We start from the raw sequence: 18,522 nt of genomic DNA on the forward strand, positions 1-18,522 counted from the left end.
CGTTATAATGCTGAATCCGAAAGAAAAAATTCTGCAACCGCCGAACCTCAGATCGAATTTGATGCAATGATGGTCTTCGCACCCTGGTTGGATCTCACTGACTGGTAGAGGGGCTTTAAAAAGTAGTGTACTACCGAATTGACTCGGATCGCGCGGGAGGAGACTGCGCGACAGGTCGCGCTACTAAAATCGGGCCGGGGCGAGCAGCGCCTGCTGGGAGGAGATGAAATGAAGATCAAAGACGCGGTTGACCGCATACCCGGCGGTCTGATGCTCGTGCCCCTGCTGCTGGGCGCGGTATGCAAAACCTTTGCGCCCGAGGCAGCCGGCTATTTCAAGGGCTTTACGCAAGGCATCATGACCGGTGTCATCCCGATTCTGGCGGTCTGGTTCTTCTGCATGGGGGCATCGATCAAATTAAGCTCGACCGGAACGGTCTTGCGCAAGTCGGGCACGATCGTGCTGACCAAATTCGTTGCCGCGGCGATCGTCACCTTCATCGCATCCCTGATTCTTCCCCCCGAGGGTATTCAGAGCGGCATATTTGCGGGACTGTCCGTGCTTGCCATTGTTTGCGCCATGGATATGACCAATGGCGGTCTCTATGCCTCGTTGATGCAGACCTACGGTACCAAGGAAGAAGCAGGAGCCTTCGTCTTGACGTCCATCGAATCCGGACCGCTCATGAGCATGATCATTCTCGGTGCATCCGGCGTCGCACACTTTGAGCCGCAGATATTTATCGGTGCCATCTTGCCGTTTGTCGTCGGTTTCGCTTTGGGCAATCTGGATGCAAAGCTCAGGGTGCTGTTTGCGCCGGGCAGCGTCTTGATGATTCCGTTTTTTGCCTTTGCTCTGGGCAACACCATTGATTTGCACACCCTGCTGTCGCCACTAGCCGGCCTCGGTATCGCTCTCGCGCTCGCCGTCATTGTCCTAACCGGGATCCCGCTTATCCTCGCAGATAAATATTTAGGGGGTGGAAACGGCACCGCCGGCCTTGCTGCCTCTTCCACTGCCGGTGCTGCCGCAGCCAACCCGATCGCAATCGTCGCCGTCGCGCCGCAATTTGCGCCGGCTGCGCCAAGCGCGACTGCACTTGTTGCGATCTGCATTATCGTGACGTCCATCGTCGTGCCAATTCTAACCGGCTTCTGGTTTAAGAAGTTCGGCAACAATGCGGAAGCTGCAAACCGCGGCGTCGACGAAGTTGCAGCCAAACACCTTGACTCGCGGATTGATCCGGTCGGTAACCGAGACCAGCCTTGCGTCTTGCCGGCAGACTAAAGCATAAGCGTCAGATGTCGGCGTTTCATTTGTCTGTATGTCATTATAGACGGAAACTTGCTCGCGTAGTGTAACTTGGACGCCCGGGACCACTCCTTGGCGGCTAAGACGCCAGTCCTTTGAAGAGTTTGACTATCCCGTCCTGCGACCGCTCCGGTCGAACGATATGTCTTCGCTGAGTGGTAGATAAGCCGGGCTGGCCTCGATTAACATGTCGATATCGACAAGCACTTTTACTTCGTGCCCTACCGTTTTGCCCGTGAGCAGGTTGGAGCATGGATCACTGCCTACAGACTCGAGATATTCTAAAAGGGCGAACGGATGGCAGCCCAAAGGCGCTCGAGTGGTAACGGCCAGCACACGACGACACCGGTGCACAGGCACCATTGACCTCCCCAACGACGTGCCGTCTTCGAGGTTTGAGGCTGACATCTGCGAAGAGAGGGGTGACATTCTCCTAAGCTGGGACTACCTACCCGTATGAATAGATAGGTCGATATTTGCAAGGCAGAGGCAATTGGTTACGTCATTGGAAAAAAGTCATGGTGCCATTTTTCAGTTCAGAGCACGCAGGATAGTTAGGAAGGCGCTCCGCTTGCCGAATTATGGAGCCACAGGCTTCTCAAGATTTAGAGACGCCGTAGACGGCGACCTACCCGACCCTGCGATAGGCAAGGACGTGATCCTTGCAGCCTGCGACGGCAATTACTTCAATTTATTCGCAGTCGATTTAATTGGATCAATGGAAAGGTTGGGCGTACGCCAGGCTCTTCATATCCATCTCCTCGAGCCCCCTAAAAGCGTCATTGCGGCTGCGGAAAAGCTGCGGGCAAGCCTCAAATGGGTCAGACTGACTGTGACGATAGACCGTTGCGAACTGGCTGCAGGCCTGCAACATCGCCAAGTCTACTACACAGCGGCTCGGTTTTTGGTTGCCCCCTTAATTCTTGATAGAGGAATTGAGAGGCTTCTGGTGATAGACGTTGATGCGGTGATGAACAAGTCTCCATGGGATATGTTCACCTCTTCCTCGAGACTATGCGACGGTGGCTTTATTTTCCGCCGTGAGAAGAAGAGACCTTGGTACCGAGTGCTGGCATCTGCCGTTTTCTACAGCGCGGACGCTGGCTCTCGCCGCCTGGCTTCGGCCATCGCTCGCAGCCTCACGTCCACTCTGCTTCTGAAGCCTTCGTATCATATCGATCAGCTCATTCCCTATTACGCCTGCTCGTTTGCGCCTGACTATAACGAGGCGTTCAAAGTCTTTGATATGCCCCCTGAAGTTATGGGCTACAACTACGAGGCCGAGGCATCTTTCTGGACGGTCAAAGGCAAGTCTGACATCGAGAAGTTTATTTCAGAGAAGAAAGTGCTGCTAGACACCTAAGAGTGGCTTTTCATGCTTTCCGGAGATCGATAACAGTGTCTGGATCTGGCGCTGTCCTTGCGTGTAAAATCCATGGCTACCTGTTGCTCATAATCTGGCTTCATCGAGCACGAGACCAGAGCTTTTAAAGCCTCAGGAATAGACATCATTGACGCTTGGACGGGCTGATCAGCACCTTTTACTTAGGCGAGAAAAGCTGTATTTCCAGTCGCAACACAGTTTCACGAGCGGCTTCCCATGGTCATTCACGCCTATCTGCAAGCAAGCACCACGGATGAGGATGCAAAGCGCGCCTGCAAACGACTGACGGAATTTGCATCCCGAAAAAAATGGAAGATAGCATCCACATCCATCGAGAATGGAAGTGGGGTGTCACATCAGCGGCCCGAGCTCTTCCGACTTTTGTCAGGTTGCGAGCCGGGCGACATTCTTCTTATCGGCGAAATCGATAGTCTCACGCGCTTAAACATGGGGGTATGGGATCGTTTGCGTGCCGAGATTACTGCCCGTGACGTGCTGATCGTGTCTGCCGACCTGCCGACCTCTTGGAAGATGGTGTCGACAGCGCGGGACGAAATGCACGGACTGGTAGTCCACGCTATCAACAGCACTGTTCTGGATGCTCTGGCCACGACCGCCCGCACGAGGCATGAACATAGGCGGTTGCGGCAGCAGCAGGGCATTGCGAATGCAAAGACTGCAGGACGATACCCTGGCAGGCCCGAAAACACTCGCAGGAACGAGGAAATCATGGCGATGCTTCGGGGTGGCAAGAGCTGGGAAAGCATCCGCCACAAGACCCACTGTTCGAATTCGACGATCGCGCGCATGGCAAAACGCATCAAAGCCAAGGAACAGGCAGAATAGACCGCAACTGCGATCCCGGTCCGGTTGCTAGATCACACGCTCAATCGTCACGTCGCCAGCCAGGCAGAGCGTGGATGGCATCTCGCACAACTGCTCGAGACCATTCGGGGTGACCGCCGGCCTCCCCTGGAATGTTCGTCCGAAATACGTTCAACCGGCCAGGCGCTAGGGGGGCAAATCCACTGCCCAGCGGGTGTTGTCAATGAGCGCGACAGCGCCTAGGTTGTGGTCGTGGCGTGCACGCCCGCTGGGCCTAACGCGGCGTGTGGACGCTGCTTCAAGCTCTTCTCGATTTGCGGAGATCAGCATGCCCAGTCAGGAGAGTTTGCCGTGGGTTGGAAAACGCCAGAAATCGAATATGTGAACGGCTATAAGATCGTTGAGGTCGCCGGACCATCCTTCAAAATTTATGACGGCAACCGTCAAGTTGGTGACGATTTTCCCTATTCGGGAGAAGCTGCGCATTATGCGAACTCGCTGCCGAAGCCTGACCAAACCCCTAAGTAGGAGTACGGATCCGCCTTCGGCCGAACGCTCTCGACGGGATGCGAACGGCGACCCAGCAATTTCACTGTCTATGCGGGGCGGCTGTGATGAGCGGAATGACCGTCGGATTGGTCAATAGAAACCGTAGTGCCGAGAAAGATCTGGAAGCGAGCCGATTGAACCTCGCCGAACCAAAGCGGCTCAAGGACATTTAAGCTCAGCACGGGAGGGCCTATCTGCTGACGGCAAAACGAGAGGATCGCGCTTGTTCATCCTTGGTTGCCGAGCATAACTCTTGGACTATCTTCAGGATGACACCGGGGTAGCGTAATGTGCAATCTGTACAATCTGACGAGCAACCAGCAAGCCATCCGCGATTTTATCGATGTCACCCGATATCGCGAGGGCAATTTGCCTCCGTCCCTCAACGTCCACCCAGACCGTCCCGGCCCGATCATCCGTGTCGATCCCGACGGCAAACGGGAGCTGGTCATGTCAGTCTGGGGCATGCCGACCCCGGACGTCCACCTTGGCGGCAAGCCGGACAAGGGGGTGACCAATGTTCGCAAGACATGGATCCCGCATTGGCAGCAGTGGCTTGGCGTTGAAAACCGTTGTCTTGTTCTCGCAACCGCGTTCAGCGAATATGAACAGGTGTCCGATCCAGAAACGGGCAGGAAGTGCTTGCGTTGGTTCGCCGTGAACGAGGCCCAGCCGGTGTTCGCCCTTGCAGGCATTCATACGCGATGGACCGGTGCCCGTGGTCCGATCAAAGCGCCGCGCGAAGGCGAGCACGACATCTTTGCGTTTCTGACGACCGACCCCAACGATATCGTCAAACCGATCCATCCCAAAGCCATGCCCGTGCTTTTGACGACACGAGAAGAATGCGAGATCTGGATGACGGCAGACTGGAAAGAGGCCAAGAAACTCCAGCGACCGCTTCCGGAAGAGAGAATGACGGTCCTGCCGCGATACACGGCAGTCGGCGGACTGGGCGGGCATCCCGGCCAAACCGCAGACCTGTTGCCGGCGCCCCTTTGAATGGCGAAAAACGAGCGCGCCTATCCAGACACGCCGGATGGTCGGTATTTCGTGGTGCGGGGCAGGCTCTGGCGCAAAAGCAATCCGGGTCTGGAGGAGACAAGACGCGTGCAACTTGTGGGCGAGCTGATGGCGGCCCGTCGGGCCGTTCGGGATGCCAAAGGGGAAAAGGACGCAACGACTGCCGCGCGCAGTCTGGTCGATGAGGCCAAAATCGCCCTTGGAGAGCGAGGGCCCGTCTGGTGGGAGGATGGCGCGCCGGATTACAATCGCAAGCTCGCCAAGAACACACCCTATGCCGACTGGTGGGCCGCTTCCTGCAACTGAAGAGGTCGCTCCCGGTCGAATGGCAGGTTCAGGGCGCGATCCGCTACGAGACTGCTGCCGTCGATGCCGATGGTCCCGTGACAAAGCCGAGCACGAAGGTCACGACCTTGTCGGATGACATCTCGCACGGCTTCAGTGTCAGCCCTGCGTCATTCAGACGATAGAGATTGAAACTGACCATGTCGGATCCGGCCAGGTCTTCGCCATAGAGCCAGACGCGTTTGCGATCGGCGGAGCGGTTGACGGTCACCCCCCATCGTCGCCCCTCGAACATGCCTTCCGTATAGCCATCGGCAAATCGCTCTAGGGCGTGCCAGAAGGCATCGTGTGGCGGATCGGTTATCATGGCAGCACGATAGGGTGAGACCCAATGACAGACAAGCGGATCACGTTCACTGGAATGTTCCGGCATTCCCGGTCAGCGGTGCGCTGAGCCACTTCGCCTTGGTTACCTGTGCCAAAATCGGCCATGGCAATCGGGACGCTGCGTTGCTTGATCTGGCGCAGCGCGTCACGCGCGCGTTCTTGTCTGTCATAAGAGAGGTTTCGGTCATCTCGAGTTCGAGGCGTGCCGATTGGGCCTGTTTCGCGGAATTAGGTAGGAGATGCCACCACTTTCCTTGAAGTTCCTGGGCGAGGCAAATCATCTCCGTCTTATGTAGACAGGGTCCTCTTCCTCGCCCTCGTCGGCGGTGCCCGCCATTGCCATACGTATGCCTTGCCAAGCTGTCGCCGCTGACTCGATGCCAAAGTCTTCTTCCATCCAACGGATGAACGTTCTTGTGCCCATCAGTGCGATATCGGCTCGGATCGCTCTCACAGCGTCACGACCGTCACGATCGTCACGATCGTCCATGATCACGACGATTTCCTCCGTTTGCGCTAACGCAGCTTTGAGATCTTGGACGGCGGAAAAGACACTTCGTTCCCCGCGGTCGCTCCAGTCGGGGTGTAGGTCATCCGGCCTCCCAGCCATTTCCCAAAGGAGCATCTCGCGTTCGTGTCGCTGGCCTCCGACTGTTTTGAGAACCGTAATTTTGTCTCGCTTGCTTTGCAGCCACTCAACCACGTAAGCTCAAGCGTTTCGTCTCTGATCCCAGCCTTCGCCTGGCTCACGAATGGCTTCGGCAGTCACCATGTCGGTGATCATCACCTCGCATCCCGGCTCGAAGAGCCAGTTCAGCGCTTCGATCGTGCCAAGAAGATATAATGGAGTGTTGTCCATGATTAAGAAGCGGGGTGTCCCTTGGATGCTCTCGCTGTAACTCTCTCCCGAAGATAAGGTCCATTACCATCCGTCAGGTTTTCGCCCGTTGATTGCATCGAGTCTGGGGGCAGTTGTTAACTAAGTTCGGAATTCTCCGAGGGCTGAGACAGCTGCTCGATTGGGCGGAAGGCTTCGGGAACAAATCCGGACGCAGACTGTTGCCCTATCCAGCAACCATCACCTAGGTGCGCGATGTTCGAAAACGAAACCGATTGGAAGTCAGCGACCACGGTAATCTGCGACATCCTGCGAGGGAGTTCATCGCTGGCGGTACAGTCCCGATCGTCGCAAGCTGAGAACGGAAGACAGCGGTCGCAGTCTTTAAGCTGGCGCTACGAGCAGACACAGCCCCATCACGTCGGCCCGGATCCCGCATCGGCGCTTTTCTCGTCGGGACATCTTCGCGATGTCCTGACACGAATGTCGGCTTCGGACTTCTTTCTCGCCTATGAGGCCGTTCCCGACCTGGAGCTCACTGCGCACATCGACGCAGCACTTTCCGAGTTCTCTTCGATAGACCTGACACTGGTGAAGCTGACGGTCGGCTCGGTTGCGCTCACATGGCTGCTTGTGTCGCTTGGGTCACCGCGCGATCTCGTGCTGTGGAAGATGAAGTATCATCTGCGCAAGGCTCAACTATTCGAACCCAGTTCCTCCAATGACGCGGGTCCGAAAGCAGACCTGGGAGCTTCGGCACAAGACTTCGATCGTTAAAATAGACCTTTAGATTTCATTCTGAACTCCGCTTTCGCTGCATTTGAACCAGAGTCGCTCAATGGAAGTCTTCCGAGGCGCGGCGCAGGGAGTTTCGTCCAGTTCCGGACAGACAGAAAAGGGACGAAACCATAATCTGCCTTTTGCATTTTTCCTCGGTTCATAATTCGAGCGGAGACATACGATGGAAGAGAAGAAGCGCCGAGTTCAATTGACGAAAGAGCAGAAGCGAAGGCTTGCCGAGAAATCCACGGAAATTGCCTTCGCGGAGGAGGAAAGGCGGCGACGAGAATCACAGGCGAAGTCGGCCCGCCTTCGAAGTCTCCGGGAGGAGCGGTGGTCGGGATCGACCTTCAGACCGAGCTAACCATCGCGTAGGAGAATGTAAAGCAGTGGGCTTGCCTGATCTTCACACTTAGTGCCCCGGCGAAAGCCGCGTCGATGCATCGTGAATTTGCGCCAGGCCCGCTGCCACGGTCATTCCGGGCCGTTTGCAATGCCCCCGCCCTTGACGAACAGCGATTGCCACCACCCTTTCGCCAGACGTATCAGAATACGTACCGCTCCTCGACGGAGAGGTTAGGGAACGGTTCACGCAACACTCGGAAGCCACCAATTCTCGAGGCGTGCCTTTTTGAAGTTGAGACGGAAAGCATGTGATCGTCGATAGCCGTCGGCAATGTCCTGTTAGGAGAAATGCATTATTGGCACTCATCGAACGAGTTGACGATCGCATAGGGAAGGCCATGGGTTTGAACGAGGAAAATGAACCTTCGCTAACGGAAAGACGTCGCGCTGCCTATGAGCGCGCTGTTGACAGATATCGTGCTCGGGGGACGCCGATCGACCGCGACCCGGTCTTTGTCGCCCTCATTTCCCAATGGATAGAAGGCAGAATCGAGATGTCTGAAGTGGCAGCGCGGTCGTCACCAAGCGGGCGGAACGTTGTTCTGAAATCCGAGATATCAGCAACTGGAAAGACCAACGAAATCACGATGTCAAACGATCAGCTCTTGTCCGAATTGAACAGAATGATAGGGCTTCACGACACCTCAATGTCCCAGCCTTAGGTTACCACAGTGAAAAGAATGCAGAGACGAGTCCGCTGGGGTCCGTTTTTTCACCGCTCGCCATTCAGGCACGCGGAACATACGTCGCTGTCGATGCGCGAACGCTTGCAGCCTTTTCCAACCGGCTGGCTGAGACCCTTGGTAAATCGCTTGGCGTGTGGTTCGCAGCTCAGCGATCACGGCCGGCTCTCCTTGGGCTGCGGGCCATTCGCCCAGGTTTTAACGTTTGCCTAAGGCTGGCCTATCTGACCACCGTGCTCACGACCATCGTTTTGCCGCCCCCGCCGCCGATTTCAAGGAGAGTTGCCAGCGCCACCGGCCTCATGGAACCACTGTTCGGCGAGGCCCAGGGCTTGCCCGGGATCATCCGTGCGTGCCGCGCTTACAGGCAGCGGCATCTGAAGCTCGGCGACATTCACCCAGGACCTATACTCCGCAGTTCCACGGCTCCAGTCGACCACCACCAGCATGTCAGGCGACCTCCGGAAGACCGCCGATCAGTCTGTCGAGCGTGATTGGATAGTCCCGGACCCGGATGCCAGTTGCGTTGTAGACGGCGTTGGCGATGGCAGCGGACACGCCACAGAGACCAAGCTCGCCAACGCCCTTAGCCTTCATCGGCGAAGACATCGGATCCATCTCATCCATGAAGATCACCTCCTGGTGCGGGATGTCGGCATGGACCGGCACTTCGTAGCCGGCCAGATCATGATTGACGAAGAACCCTTTGCGGGTGTCCACAGCCAGTTCTTCCGACAGCGCGCCGCCTGCGCCCATCGTCATTGCGCCGATGACCTGGCTGCGTGCGGTGATGGGATTGAGGATGCGGCCCGCAGCACAGACGGCGAGCATGCGCCGGATACGGGTCTCCCCCGTCGCGACATCGACGCCGACTTCGACAAAATGCGCGCCGAACGTCGATTGCTGATGCGTTTTCGACAGATCGCCCCACGTCATCGTGTCTTCCCCGACAAGTCCGTCGGAGCCTGCGGCCTCGGCCAGCGAAGCCGATCTGTCGCCAGAGCGCACCATACCGTTTTCGAAGGCGACGTCATTGGCATTCAGCCCGAGCTTCTGGGCAATCGCCTCACGCAGCTTGATGCAGGCCGCATAGACGCCGGACGTGGCGGAATTGGCCCCGAACTGACCGCCCGAACCGGCCGAGACGGGAAAACGGCTGTCACCGAGATGGACGCCCACCTTGTCCATCGTCACGCCCATCATCTCGGCGGCAGTCTGGGCGATGATCGTATAGCTGCCGGTGCCGATGTCGGTCATATCTGTTTCGACCGTCACGATCCCGTCCTTGTCGAGGCGGACCGTCGCTCCAGACGGAACTGTCTGGTTGTTGCGAAATGCCGCAGCAACGCCCATGCCGACCAGCCAATTGCCGTCGCGCCTCGATCCCGGCCTTGCGCGGGCATCCCAGCCGAAGCGTTCTGCCCCCCGTTTCAGGCAGCCGATCAGATTGCGGTGCGAAAAGGGTCGTTCGGGTTTTTCCGGGTCGACTTGGGTGTCGTTGACGATCCGAAACTTTATCGGGTCCATGCCGACCTTCTCGGCAATCTCGTCGATGGCGATCTCGAGCGCCATCAGTCCAGGCGCTTCTCCCGGCGCACGCATGGCGTTGCCTTCCGGCAGGTCCAGCGTTGCCAGCCGCATGGCAGTCATACGATTGGCGCCGGCGTAGAGAAGCCGGGACTGCATCACGGCCGTCTCCGGCTTTCCATCTTTAAGGTTTCCGGACCAGCTTTCATGGCCGATGGCCGTGATCTTGCCGTCACGCCCGGCCCCGATCCGGATGCGCTGGATGGTCGCCGGACGATGCGTGGCATTGTTGGCCATCATTGGCCGCGGCAACGTCACCTTCACCGGGCGCTTCGCAGCCTTCGCTGCAAAAGCCGCAAGAACGGTATCGGCGCGCAGGAACAGCTTGCCCCCGAAACCGCCGCCGATGAAGGGCGACATAAGGTGAATTTTCTCCTTGTCGACACCGAGAGTGGTTGCAAGGTCGGTGCGCCACCAGTTGATCATCTGGCTTGAGGTCCAGACCGTCAGCTCATCGCCGCTCCATGCGGCGATCGAAGCGAATGGCTCCATCATCGAATGCGACTGGTCGGGCGTCGTATAGCGTTCGTCAAGACTGACGGCGGCGGCCTTGAAGGCCCCCTCGAAGTCCCCGACCGCCGTATCCTGCTCGTCCTTGGACTCCTTCGGTTCGACCGCGCCGGCCATAGCGTCCTTCAGGTCGAAGGAACCCTTCCCTTCGGTGTAATCGACCTTGATCAAGGCGGCCGCTGACCGCGCCTGTTCGAAGGTCTCGGCAACCACGACCGCGACCGCCTGATGGTAATGCTGGATTTCCTCGCCGCCAAATAGATTGGCGATGTTGAATTTGCCTTTCTTGCGTTTGCCGACGTCAAGCGCAGTGACGACGGCGATGACGCCCGGCGCGGCCTTCGCGGCGTCCGCGTCCACCGATTTGATGCGACCCATGGCGATGGCCGCGCCCACCGGATAGCCATAGGCATAGCGGATCGCGGGATCGTGCCACTCATAGGCATAGATCGCACGACCGGTGGTCTTGAGCTGGCCGTCGATGCGCGGGATCGGCTGGCCCACCACCTTCAACTGGTCGATTGGATTGGTCGTTGCTGGCGTATCGAACTGCATGGCTCAACCCCTGGCTTCGGTGATGACAGCACCGAGCGCGCGCTCGACGAGGTTCACCTTGAAACGGTTCTGGTCGGACGGGCGGGCGTCTGCGAGGAGGACCGCAGTGGTGGCCCGCGCGCCCTTCGGCAATTGCACCTCGGCGGCGTCCATCCGCCACGGCTTGTGGGCGACACCGCCGACGGCGACGCGCCCGGTCCCATCGGGCTGAATAATCGCTCCGACGGAGATCAGCGCGAAGGCATAGGAGGCGCGGTCGCGAACCTTGCGGTAGATGTGCTTACCCCCGATCGGCGCGGGCAGGGTGACGGCCGTGACGAACTCGCCAGGCTCGAGCACGGTCTCGATATGGGGCGTGTCGCCCGGCAGACGATGGAAATCGGCGATCGGAATGGCGCGGGTCTGCCCGCTCTCCTTCACGGTCTCGACGACCGCATCCAGGGCGCGCATGGCGATTGCCATGTCGCTTGGATGCGTGGCGATGCAGGCGTCGCTGGCGCCGACAATCGCCAGTTGGCGGGTGACGCCGCCGATGGCCGAGCATCCGCTGCCCGGCTGGCGTTTGTTGCAGGGCTGGTTGGTGTCATAGAAGTAGGGACAGCGTGTCCGCTGAAGGAGGTTTCCTGCGGTCGTGGCCTTATTTCGCAATTGCCCGGAGGCACCGGCCAGCAGCGCGCGGGATAGAAGTCCGTAGTCGCGCCGCACGGTCTGGTCGGCGGCAAGGTCCGTGTTGCGCACAAGCGCCCCGATGCGCAAGCCGCCCTCGCCCGTGGCTTCGATTTTATCGAGACCGAGACCGTTGACGTCGATCAGGTGGCCCGGTGTCTCGATCTGCAGCTTCATCAGGTCGAGAAGATTGGTGCCACCGGCGATGAACTTGGCGTTCGGATTGCTGGCTGCAGCCTTGGCGGCGGCCTCGACAGAGTTGGCGCGTTCGAAGGTAAAGGGTCTCATGCTTCTGTCCCCGCAACGTCCCTGATGGCATCGACGATGTTGGAGTAAGCGCCGCAGCGACAGATATTGCCGCTCATGCGTTCGCGGATCTCGGCGAGCGTCGCCTTTCCGTCCGCCGTCAGATCGCCCGTGACATGGCTCGGGACATTCGCCTTGATCTCCTCCAACATCGCCACGGAGGAACAGATTTGTCCCGGCGTGCAGTAGCCGCACTGGAACCCGTCATGCTTGACAAAGGCGGCCTGCATGGGATGGAGATCGCCGGGCTTGCCGAGGCCTTCGATCGTGACGACCTGGTCGCCCTCGTGCATCAGGGCGAGCGTCAGGCAGGAATTGATCCTGCGCCCGTCGACGATGACGGTACAAGCGCCGCACTGGCCGTGGTCGCAGCCTTTCTTCGTGCCGGTCAGATGAAGATGCTCCCGCAGGGCGTCGAGGAGGGTCGTCCTGTTGTCGACGTCCAGTTCGCGACGGTCTCCGTTTACGCTCAGCGAGACCTTGGAGGTGAAGGTCGCGTCGCTCCCCGCCGGTTCAGTCGCCACCGCCTTGCCCGCTATCCCGGACACCACCACGGTCGCGGCAGATGAGATGAGGAGGTCGCGGCGGGACAGTTCCAGATCGATTGGGCTTGGCATGGTCGGCTCCGCTTCGTTGGAAAAGATCGGGGCGCAAAAGTGCTCACACAGCGCCCCTTGTCTTTCCAAGCTAGGGCTATGGGCGGCGACAAATAGGGGGCGTCGTCGCATGCCGCTATCGTCCCCGATCATATATCTGTGATGGTGCGCCGCATCATATCGACCGATCAGATCCTCGTTCCTGCATGGCGGACAAGGGCGCACACCAACACTTCACCTTACCGGATCGATCCGGGACGGGTCATTTGCCTTCCATGCGGGCTTTGGGGATTTGGCTCGGCTGAGGATCGGGCTCGGCATGGACCGGGCCATGCGGAATTCGGAAGGGGCGTACAAAAATGTCCCGCGGTTTCGGTGGCGGTGCCCGATCGCGTGAATCTCCACCGCCAGCAGAACCATGGGCAAACTCGTCTCCACGACCCGCCGGCAATTTGAACTCGATCTCCCGGTCTGCAAGGCCGGAAAGATCCCCCGTCAGGTCGAACAATTGCTGGGCAACCAGATGGACGACATCGCCTTCCCGCTGGATTCGCCCGTTGATCGCCATCATCGAGGCTCCCAGCACCACTCGACGCCGCTTTTCGAACAGCTTCGGCCAGACGACGATGTTGGCGGGACCGGTCTCGTCCTCGATCGTGATGAACATCACGCCTTTGGCCGAGCCCGGTTTTTGCCGCACCAGCACCAGGCCCGCCGTCATGACCCATCGTCCGTCCCGGGCGGTCATGGCCTCCTCGCAGGTCACGATGCTGCGCTTTGCCAGATCGTTTCTGAGAAAGGCGATTGGGTGGTCGCGAAGCGTGAGCCCGGTATGGCCGTAGTCCTCCACCACGTTATGGCCTTCGGTCATCTGCCTGAGCGCGACCTCGGGCTCGCGCTGCTCGGCGATGGCCTGCATGTCGCGTGCAGCGGCAGCGGCAAACAAGGGTAGCGGCTCGTCGCGCAGCGCCTTTATCGCCCAGAGCGCATCGCGTCTCTCGAGCTTCAGGGCCGGCCGGAACGCATCGGCCTGCGCAAGCTCGACCAGCGAGGCGGCGGGCACGCCAGACCGGCGCCACAGGTCATCGACGGAACCGAACTCTGCGTTCATGCGCGCGGCAACGATCCGGGCGGCGTCGGCGACAGCCAGGCCTCTCACGATCCGCATGCCCAGCCGGACAGCATGGCGACCCGTATCGCCAATCCGTTCCAGCGTGCAGTCCCAGCGGGACTGGTTGATGCAGACGGGGCGGATCTCGACGCCATGGACACGCGCACAGCCGACGATCTGGGCGGGCGCATAAAAGCCCATGGGCTGACTGTTCAAAAGGGCCGCGCAAAAAACGTCCGGGAAGTGGCACTTCACAAAATTGGACGTATAGGCGATCAGCGCGAAGGAAGCCGCATGCGATTCCGGAAAGCCATAGGATCCGAACCCCTCGAGCTGGCTGAAGGTCTTTTCGGCGAACGCGGCGGTGTAGCCGTTTCGCACCATGCCCGAGACCAGTTTGTCCTTGAACCTCGACACGCCCCCGGTGAACTTGAAGGTCGCCATGCTCTTGCGCAATTGGTCGGCCTCCCCGCCGGTAAAACCGGCACAGACCATTGCCACCCGCATCGCCGATTCTTGAAACAGCGGCACGCCCAGCGTTTTGCCGAGCACGGCTTCCAGTTCCGGGGTGGGATACTCGACCTTTTCCTTGCCTTCGCGACGGCGCAGATAGGGATGGACCATATCGCCCTGGATCGGCCCCGGTCGCACGATGGCAACCTGGACGACCAAATCGTAAAATGTCCTCGGCTTCAGACGCGGCAGCATCGCCATCTGGGCCCTGGACTCGATCTGAAACGTCCCGAGCGTGTCGGCCTTGCGGATCATCGCATAGGTCGCCGGATCCTCCTGGCGGATCGTCGACAGATCCAGGTCTTCGTCCTTGTGCTCGCGGATGAGATCGAAGGCCTTGCTCATGCAGGTCAGCATGCCGAGCGCCAGGACGTCGACCTTCATCATCTTCAAGGCTTCGACATCGTCCTTGTCCCATTCGATGATCTGCCGGTCTTTCATGCTGGCCGGCTCGATGGGGACGAGATCGTCGAGGCGGTCACGCGTCAGCACGAAGCCGCCGGGATGCTGTCCGAGGTGGCGGGGCGCTCCCATCAACTGCTGAGCCAGCTGCAGGGTCAGCACCAGCCGGCGATCGTCCGGATTGAGATTGAGCTCTTTCACGTTTCGGCCGCTCACCTCTTGCGACCACGACCACATGCCGGACGACAGCGCCTTGATCAGATCTTCCGGCAGGCCCAGCGCCTTGCCGACATCGCGGATCGCCCCCTTGGCGCGGTAGCGTGTCACGGTCGCGCAGAGGGCCGCCTTCTCCCGGCCATAGGTCCTGTAGATCCATTGGATGACCTCCTCGCGCCGCTCGTGCTCGAAATCAACATCGATGTCCGGCGGTTCGTCCCGCTCCTGGCTGACGAAGCGCTCAAACAGCAGATCGTTGGTTTCGGGATCGATGGAGGTGACGCCAAGAATGTAGCAGACGGCCGAATTCGCAGCCGAGCCGCGCCCCTGACAAAGGATGCCCTTGCTTCGTGCAAACCGCACGATCGAGAAGACCGTCAGGAAATACGGCGCGTATTCCATCTTCTGGATAAGATCGAGCTCATGGCGGACGATCTGCAGCGTCTTTGGCGGCAGGCCCTCCGGATAGCGATCCGGCACGCATTGCCAGACATAGTGCTCGAGGGATTGCTGCGCCGACTTTCCAGGAACGATGGCTTCCAGCGGATACTGGTAGGTCAATTCCTCCAGCGAAAATCGACAGCGCTCGACGATCTCCATGGTTCGCCGCAGCGCTTGCGGGTAGCGCGGGAACAGACGCGCCATCTCTTCCGGCGGCTTGAGGAACCTGTCGGCATGACGCTCCCGCTCGAACCCGACCGCGTCGATGGTGGTGTTGTTGCGGATGCAGGTAACGATATCCTGCAGTTGCCGCCTGCCCGGCTCGTGGAACAGCACGTCATTGGTAACGACGGTCTTGACCTTGAGGCGTTCGGCGATGTTGGACAGCTCATGCAGGCGCAGCTGGTCGTTGGGGCGGCGCCTCAGCGACAGGGAGAGGTAGGCACCATCCCCAAAGACGTCGCCCATCTTGCGCAGCTGGACGGCGCACGTCTCGTCGGGAAGGTCCGGGACCAGGATACCGAGCAGGCCATCGGCATACATCGCGACGTCGTCCAGATGCAGAACGCAGTTGTTCTTTCCGCCCCTTGCCTTTCCCAGGGTGATGAGCCGCGTCAGCCGGGCATAGGCGGCGCGGTCGGTCGGATAGACGAGGATCGACATGCCGTCCGCCAGATCGAGGCGACATCCGACAACCAGCCGCACGCCTGTTTCGCGCGAGGCTATGAGTGCACGGACGATGCCGGCAAGCGAGTTGCGATCGACGACCCCGATCGCATCGATGCCCAGGTCCTTGGCGGTTGCAAACAGCTCGTGGGCCGAACTGGCGCCCCTTAGAAAACTGAAATGCGTGGTCACCTGCAGCTCGGCATATCTCATGCGAAAATTCCGTGGACAAACCATGCGTGGGATCCGGTCCCACCATCGACGCCGTCGCCGGAGCGGAAAATCCAGAGACGCTCGCCTGCGTCGTCCTCGATGATGAAATAGTCACGAACCGCCGCCCATTCGGACGTGCGCTGCCACCATTCGCCGAAGATGCGCTCGGGCCCGTCGGCACGTTTGACCCGCCGGCGCTTGCCGCGCCACGTCACCGACACCGGCGGATGGTCGGGCAGCAGCGCGATCACCTCGACCTCCTCCGGATGGGCAAGCAGACGGACCGGACGCGGCCACTGACGCGACCAGAAGACGTCGATATCGTCAGCGGTGGCGGCAATCCGCCGGACGCTGCGCTCCGGGACGTCGGAGGCAACCGGTGCCAGGCGGTAGACCCGCTGGCCGCGATTGCCGAAGATGTCCACAAGCGGCGTGATATCCCCGTCACCGTCCTCGACGAACGACGATGCCGTCTGGGTCTCCTCGAGCGGCTGCGACAGGACGGCGACCAGGGTCAGCCTCTCGATGCCAAAACCGGGATCGATCCTCTCGGTGCGGTCCTTGAACAGCTTGGTGAGCCACGTCACGTCCCTTGCAGGCTTTGCCGTTCCGGCGCGAATGGCCTGGCGGGCATTGTCGACCGTGTCGACGATCAGGTCGGCGCGCCGGACCCCCAGCCCTTGTCTTTGAAGTTCGGCGCAGAGCTCGACGACCAGGCGCCCGACATATTTGTCTATCGTCTCTGCCGCACCGATCGGGTCCTGGAAAGAGCGCGCGACCGCAATCTGCCCAGGGCTTCTGATGGGCTCGATCGGCTCGCGGACACGACCGAACATCTGGTCAAGGCGTCGCCCGATCTCGGGCCCGAAGCGAAGCGTCAGCGGCGCGCGCGGCGTCACGGAGAGCTCCCCGATCGTGCGAAAGCCGAGGGTCCTGAGATCCCCGACGATCTTGTCCGGGAGCCGCAACAGGCAGACGGGCAAGCGCTCGACGGCGCGCAGGGTCTCGCCTCTGGGTATGATGACCGTCTCCCTTTTGATCGCCCGTGCGCAGGCGTGCGCGGCACCCCATGTGTCGGCAATGGCGACACGCGTCGTCAGACCCCTGGCGGCGAACCGATTGGCGATGCCCGTCAGCATGGCACGCTCCCCACCCTTCAGATGGTCGGCACCCTCCGTGTCCATGACGATACCGTTTTCGGCATCGACGGCGACGATGGGCGAATATTGGGTTAATGCCCACAACGCGATCCGCTCGAGAGCCGCAGCGTCAGCCCGCGGGTCGGCCTCGATCGTCAGCAGTCCGCGGAACAGGGCCTGGGCCTTTGCGGCCGCCATGCCGATGCGCACACCTGCCCGTCTTGCCGGATCGTCGGCGGCCGACACCCAGCGTTTCGATCCGCTTTTTGCAATCACGGCAATGGCCTGGTCAACCGGAATGGCCGGATCGGCGGCGCGACGAATGCGATCCGTCGACAGATCTGGAAGGTAGATCGATACGACCCTGGTCATCACACGCTCCCACGACAAATTCGGCACAGGCGCCGGCCCGCGATCTCATCAGCTCCAGCAACCAGGTTGCCCGCCCGACGCCGGGTACCGGCAAGGCCGCCGACGGCAGCACGCTGACGCGCCACCGCGTGGTCGACGCGGTCGGCTGACCAAAGTCGTTGGCTTCCGTCTGCCGGCGCCATCTGCGAACGACGAGGGCCAACGTCCCCTTCTTTTCGGCGGCAAGCTGCAGACGCCTGCTTTCCAGCATCGGTAGTCGGACGAGCTCCCCCACGACCGCGCCGAGGCCGCCATAGGACAAGGCCTCCTCCATGGACGCAAGCACATCCTCTTGCTGATCACCCTCGACAAAGATGACCCGGTTTGCATCGAGGCCCGCTTGGGCCAGCGCCGGGAAGAAAAGGTCTGGACGCGTCAGACACCAGACGATCTTGCCTTTGGTGCGGGCCGCAATCCCGGCAACGAACAGGGCGGCGGCTGCGCCATCGACGGCTCCGGCGCCACCGCCTGCAAACTCATGAAGAGCCCCGCGCGCAAGACCGCCTCCCGGCAGCACGGCATCGATCTCGCCAACACCGAAGGGCAGGCTTTCCAATTGCTTCGCCGAGCCACGCGAAAGGGAGGCGATGCGGCTGCGCAGATCGGCTATGACGTGCTCTCTTGCAGCCGTCATCGTTCACGCAATCCTCTCGGTTCATGGTGCTCATCAGAACGACGTCATGCCGTTTCATCGATTGAAGTTCACGTTCTGTTCCGACG

Annotated in this window: 17 protein-coding genes and 1 pseudogene; 9 read left to right on the forward strand and 9 right to left on the reverse strand. The window is 60.1% G+C overall.

The window, feature by feature from the left end; all coding sequences use genetic code 11:
• Positions 1–228 precede the first annotated feature (228 nt).
• The 7 genes and pseudogenes from J5274_RS18265 (at position 229) to J5274_RS18295 (ending at position 5,398) form a co-directional block, all read left to right on the forward strand.
• Entirely contained in the window at positions 229–1,287 is a 1,059-nt protein-coding gene (locus J5274_RS18265; protein ID WP_219275406.1) for a 2-keto-3-deoxygluconate permease, read from the forward strand.
• Between the two features lie 100 nt (positions 1,288–1,387).
• Positions 1,388–1,665: pseudogene (locus tag J5274_RS18270) on the forward strand (IS21 family transposase); the annotation flags it as partial.
• Between the two features lie 301 nt (positions 1,666–1,966).
• Positions 1,967–2,674: a hypothetical protein gene (locus J5274_RS18275; RefSeq protein WP_257625708.1), complete on the forward strand. Its 708-nt coding sequence runs from the start codon at positions 1,967–1,969 to the stop codon at positions 2,672–2,674.
• A 237-nt stretch (positions 2,675–2,911) separates the two neighbouring features.
• A complete protein-coding gene (locus tag J5274_RS18280) occupies positions 2,912–3,541 on the forward strand; it encodes a recombinase family protein (protein ID WP_219275408.1) in 630 nt (209 codons plus the stop codon).
• Positions 3,542–3,871: 330 nt separating this feature from the next.
• The gene (locus tag J5274_RS18285) at positions 3,872–4,048 is read left to right on the forward strand and encodes a hypothetical protein (protein WP_209207376.1); all 177 of its coding nucleotides are present in this window, start codon (positions 3,872–3,874) and stop codon (positions 4,046–4,048) included.
• A 309-nt stretch (positions 4,049–4,357) separates the two neighbouring features.
• Positions 4,358–5,071 carry an SOS response-associated peptidase gene (locus tag J5274_RS18290; RefSeq protein WP_219275409.1) on the forward strand — a complete coding sequence of 238 codons (714 nt, stop codon included), beginning with the start codon at positions 4,358–4,360 and terminating at the stop codon, positions 5,069–5,071.
• Positions 5,072–5,398 carry a hypothetical protein gene (locus J5274_RS18295; RefSeq protein ID WP_219275410.1) on the forward strand — a complete coding sequence of 109 codons (327 nt, stop codon included), beginning with the start codon at positions 5,072–5,074 and terminating at the stop codon, positions 5,396–5,398. It abuts the gene before it with no gap.
• Positions 5,399–5,441: 43 nt separating this feature from the next.
• On the opposite strand, the gene J5274_RS18300 is transcribed toward J5274_RS18295, so the two are convergent.
• The 3 genes from J5274_RS18300 to J5274_RS18310 all read right to left on the reverse strand — a co-directional run bounded on the left by J5274_RS18300 (position 5,442) and on the right by J5274_RS18310 (position 6,623).
• Positions 5,442–5,744: a hypothetical protein gene (locus J5274_RS18300; RefSeq protein WP_219275411.1), complete on the reverse strand. Its 303-nt coding sequence runs from the start codon at positions 5,742–5,744 to the stop codon at positions 5,442–5,444.
• A 297-nt stretch (positions 5,745–6,041) separates the two neighbouring features.
• Positions 6,042–6,260: a hypothetical protein gene (locus tag J5274_RS18305; protein WP_219275412.1), complete on the reverse strand. Its 219-nt coding sequence runs from the start codon at positions 6,258–6,260 to the stop codon at positions 6,042–6,044.
• 213 nt (positions 6,261–6,473) lie between these two features.
• A complete protein-coding gene (locus tag J5274_RS18310) occupies positions 6,474–6,623 on the reverse strand; it encodes a hypothetical protein (protein ID WP_153816514.1) in 150 nt (49 codons plus the stop codon).
• A gap of 234 nt (positions 6,624–6,857) precedes the next feature.
• Between J5274_RS18310 and J5274_RS18315 the strand changes: the two genes are divergently transcribed.
• Both J5274_RS18315 and J5274_RS18320 read left to right on the forward strand, forming a co-directional pair.
• A complete protein-coding gene (locus J5274_RS18315; RefSeq protein WP_219275413.1) occupies positions 6,858–7,379 on the forward strand; it encodes a hypothetical protein in 522 nt (173 codons plus the stop codon).
• A gap of 704 nt (positions 7,380–8,083) precedes the next feature.
• Positions 8,084–8,449, forward strand: a complete 366-nt coding sequence (locus J5274_RS18320) for a hypothetical protein (protein WP_219275414.1) — start codon at positions 8,084–8,086, stop codon at positions 8,447–8,449.
• A 471-nt stretch (positions 8,450–8,920) separates the two neighbouring features.
• Here J5274_RS18320 and paoC read toward each other — a convergent pair whose 3' ends face one another.
• From paoC to J5274_RS18350, 6 genes are all read right to left on the reverse strand, one after another.
• Positions 8,921–11,122, reverse strand: a complete 2,202-nt coding sequence (gene paoC, locus J5274_RS18325; RefSeq protein ID WP_219275415.1) for an aldehyde oxidoreductase molybdenum-binding subunit PaoC — start codon at positions 11,120–11,122, stop codon at positions 8,921–8,923.
• 3 nt (positions 11,123–11,125) lie between these two features.
• Positions 11,126–12,076, reverse strand: coding sequence for a xanthine dehydrogenase family protein subunit M (locus J5274_RS18330; protein WP_219275416.1), 951 nt, complete (start codon positions 12,074–12,076; stop codon positions 11,126–11,128).
• Entirely contained in the window at positions 12,073–12,711 is a 639-nt protein-coding gene (paoA, locus tag J5274_RS18335; RefSeq protein WP_219275417.1) for an aldehyde dehydrogenase iron-sulfur subunit PaoA, read from the reverse strand. Before paoA ends, J5274_RS18330 begins: the two co-directional genes overlap by 4 nt.
• A gap of 241 nt (positions 12,712–12,952) precedes the next feature.
• Positions 12,953–16,252, reverse strand: coding sequence for an error-prone DNA polymerase (locus tag J5274_RS18340; protein WP_219275418.1), 3,300 nt, complete (start codon positions 16,250–16,252; stop codon positions 12,953–12,955).
• Entirely contained in the window at positions 16,249–17,763 is a 1,515-nt protein-coding gene (locus J5274_RS18345; RefSeq protein WP_219275419.1) for a DNA polymerase Y family protein, read from the reverse strand. The genes J5274_RS18340 and J5274_RS18345 overlap by 4 nt, the downstream gene beginning before the upstream one ends.
• Positions 17,681–18,436 carry an ImuA family protein gene (locus J5274_RS18350; protein ID WP_219275420.1) on the reverse strand — a complete coding sequence of 252 codons (756 nt, stop codon included), beginning with the start codon at positions 18,434–18,436 and terminating at the stop codon, positions 17,681–17,683. Before J5274_RS18350 ends, J5274_RS18345 begins: the two co-directional genes overlap by 83 nt.
• Positions 18,437–18,522: the final 86 nt, after the last annotated feature.

It is taken from the genome of Rhizobium sp. L51/94, assembly GCF_019355555.1.
In the GTDB taxonomy this organism is placed as follows: Bacteria; Pseudomonadota; Alphaproteobacteria; order Rhizobiales; family Rhizobiaceae; genus Rhizobium; species Rhizobium rhododendri.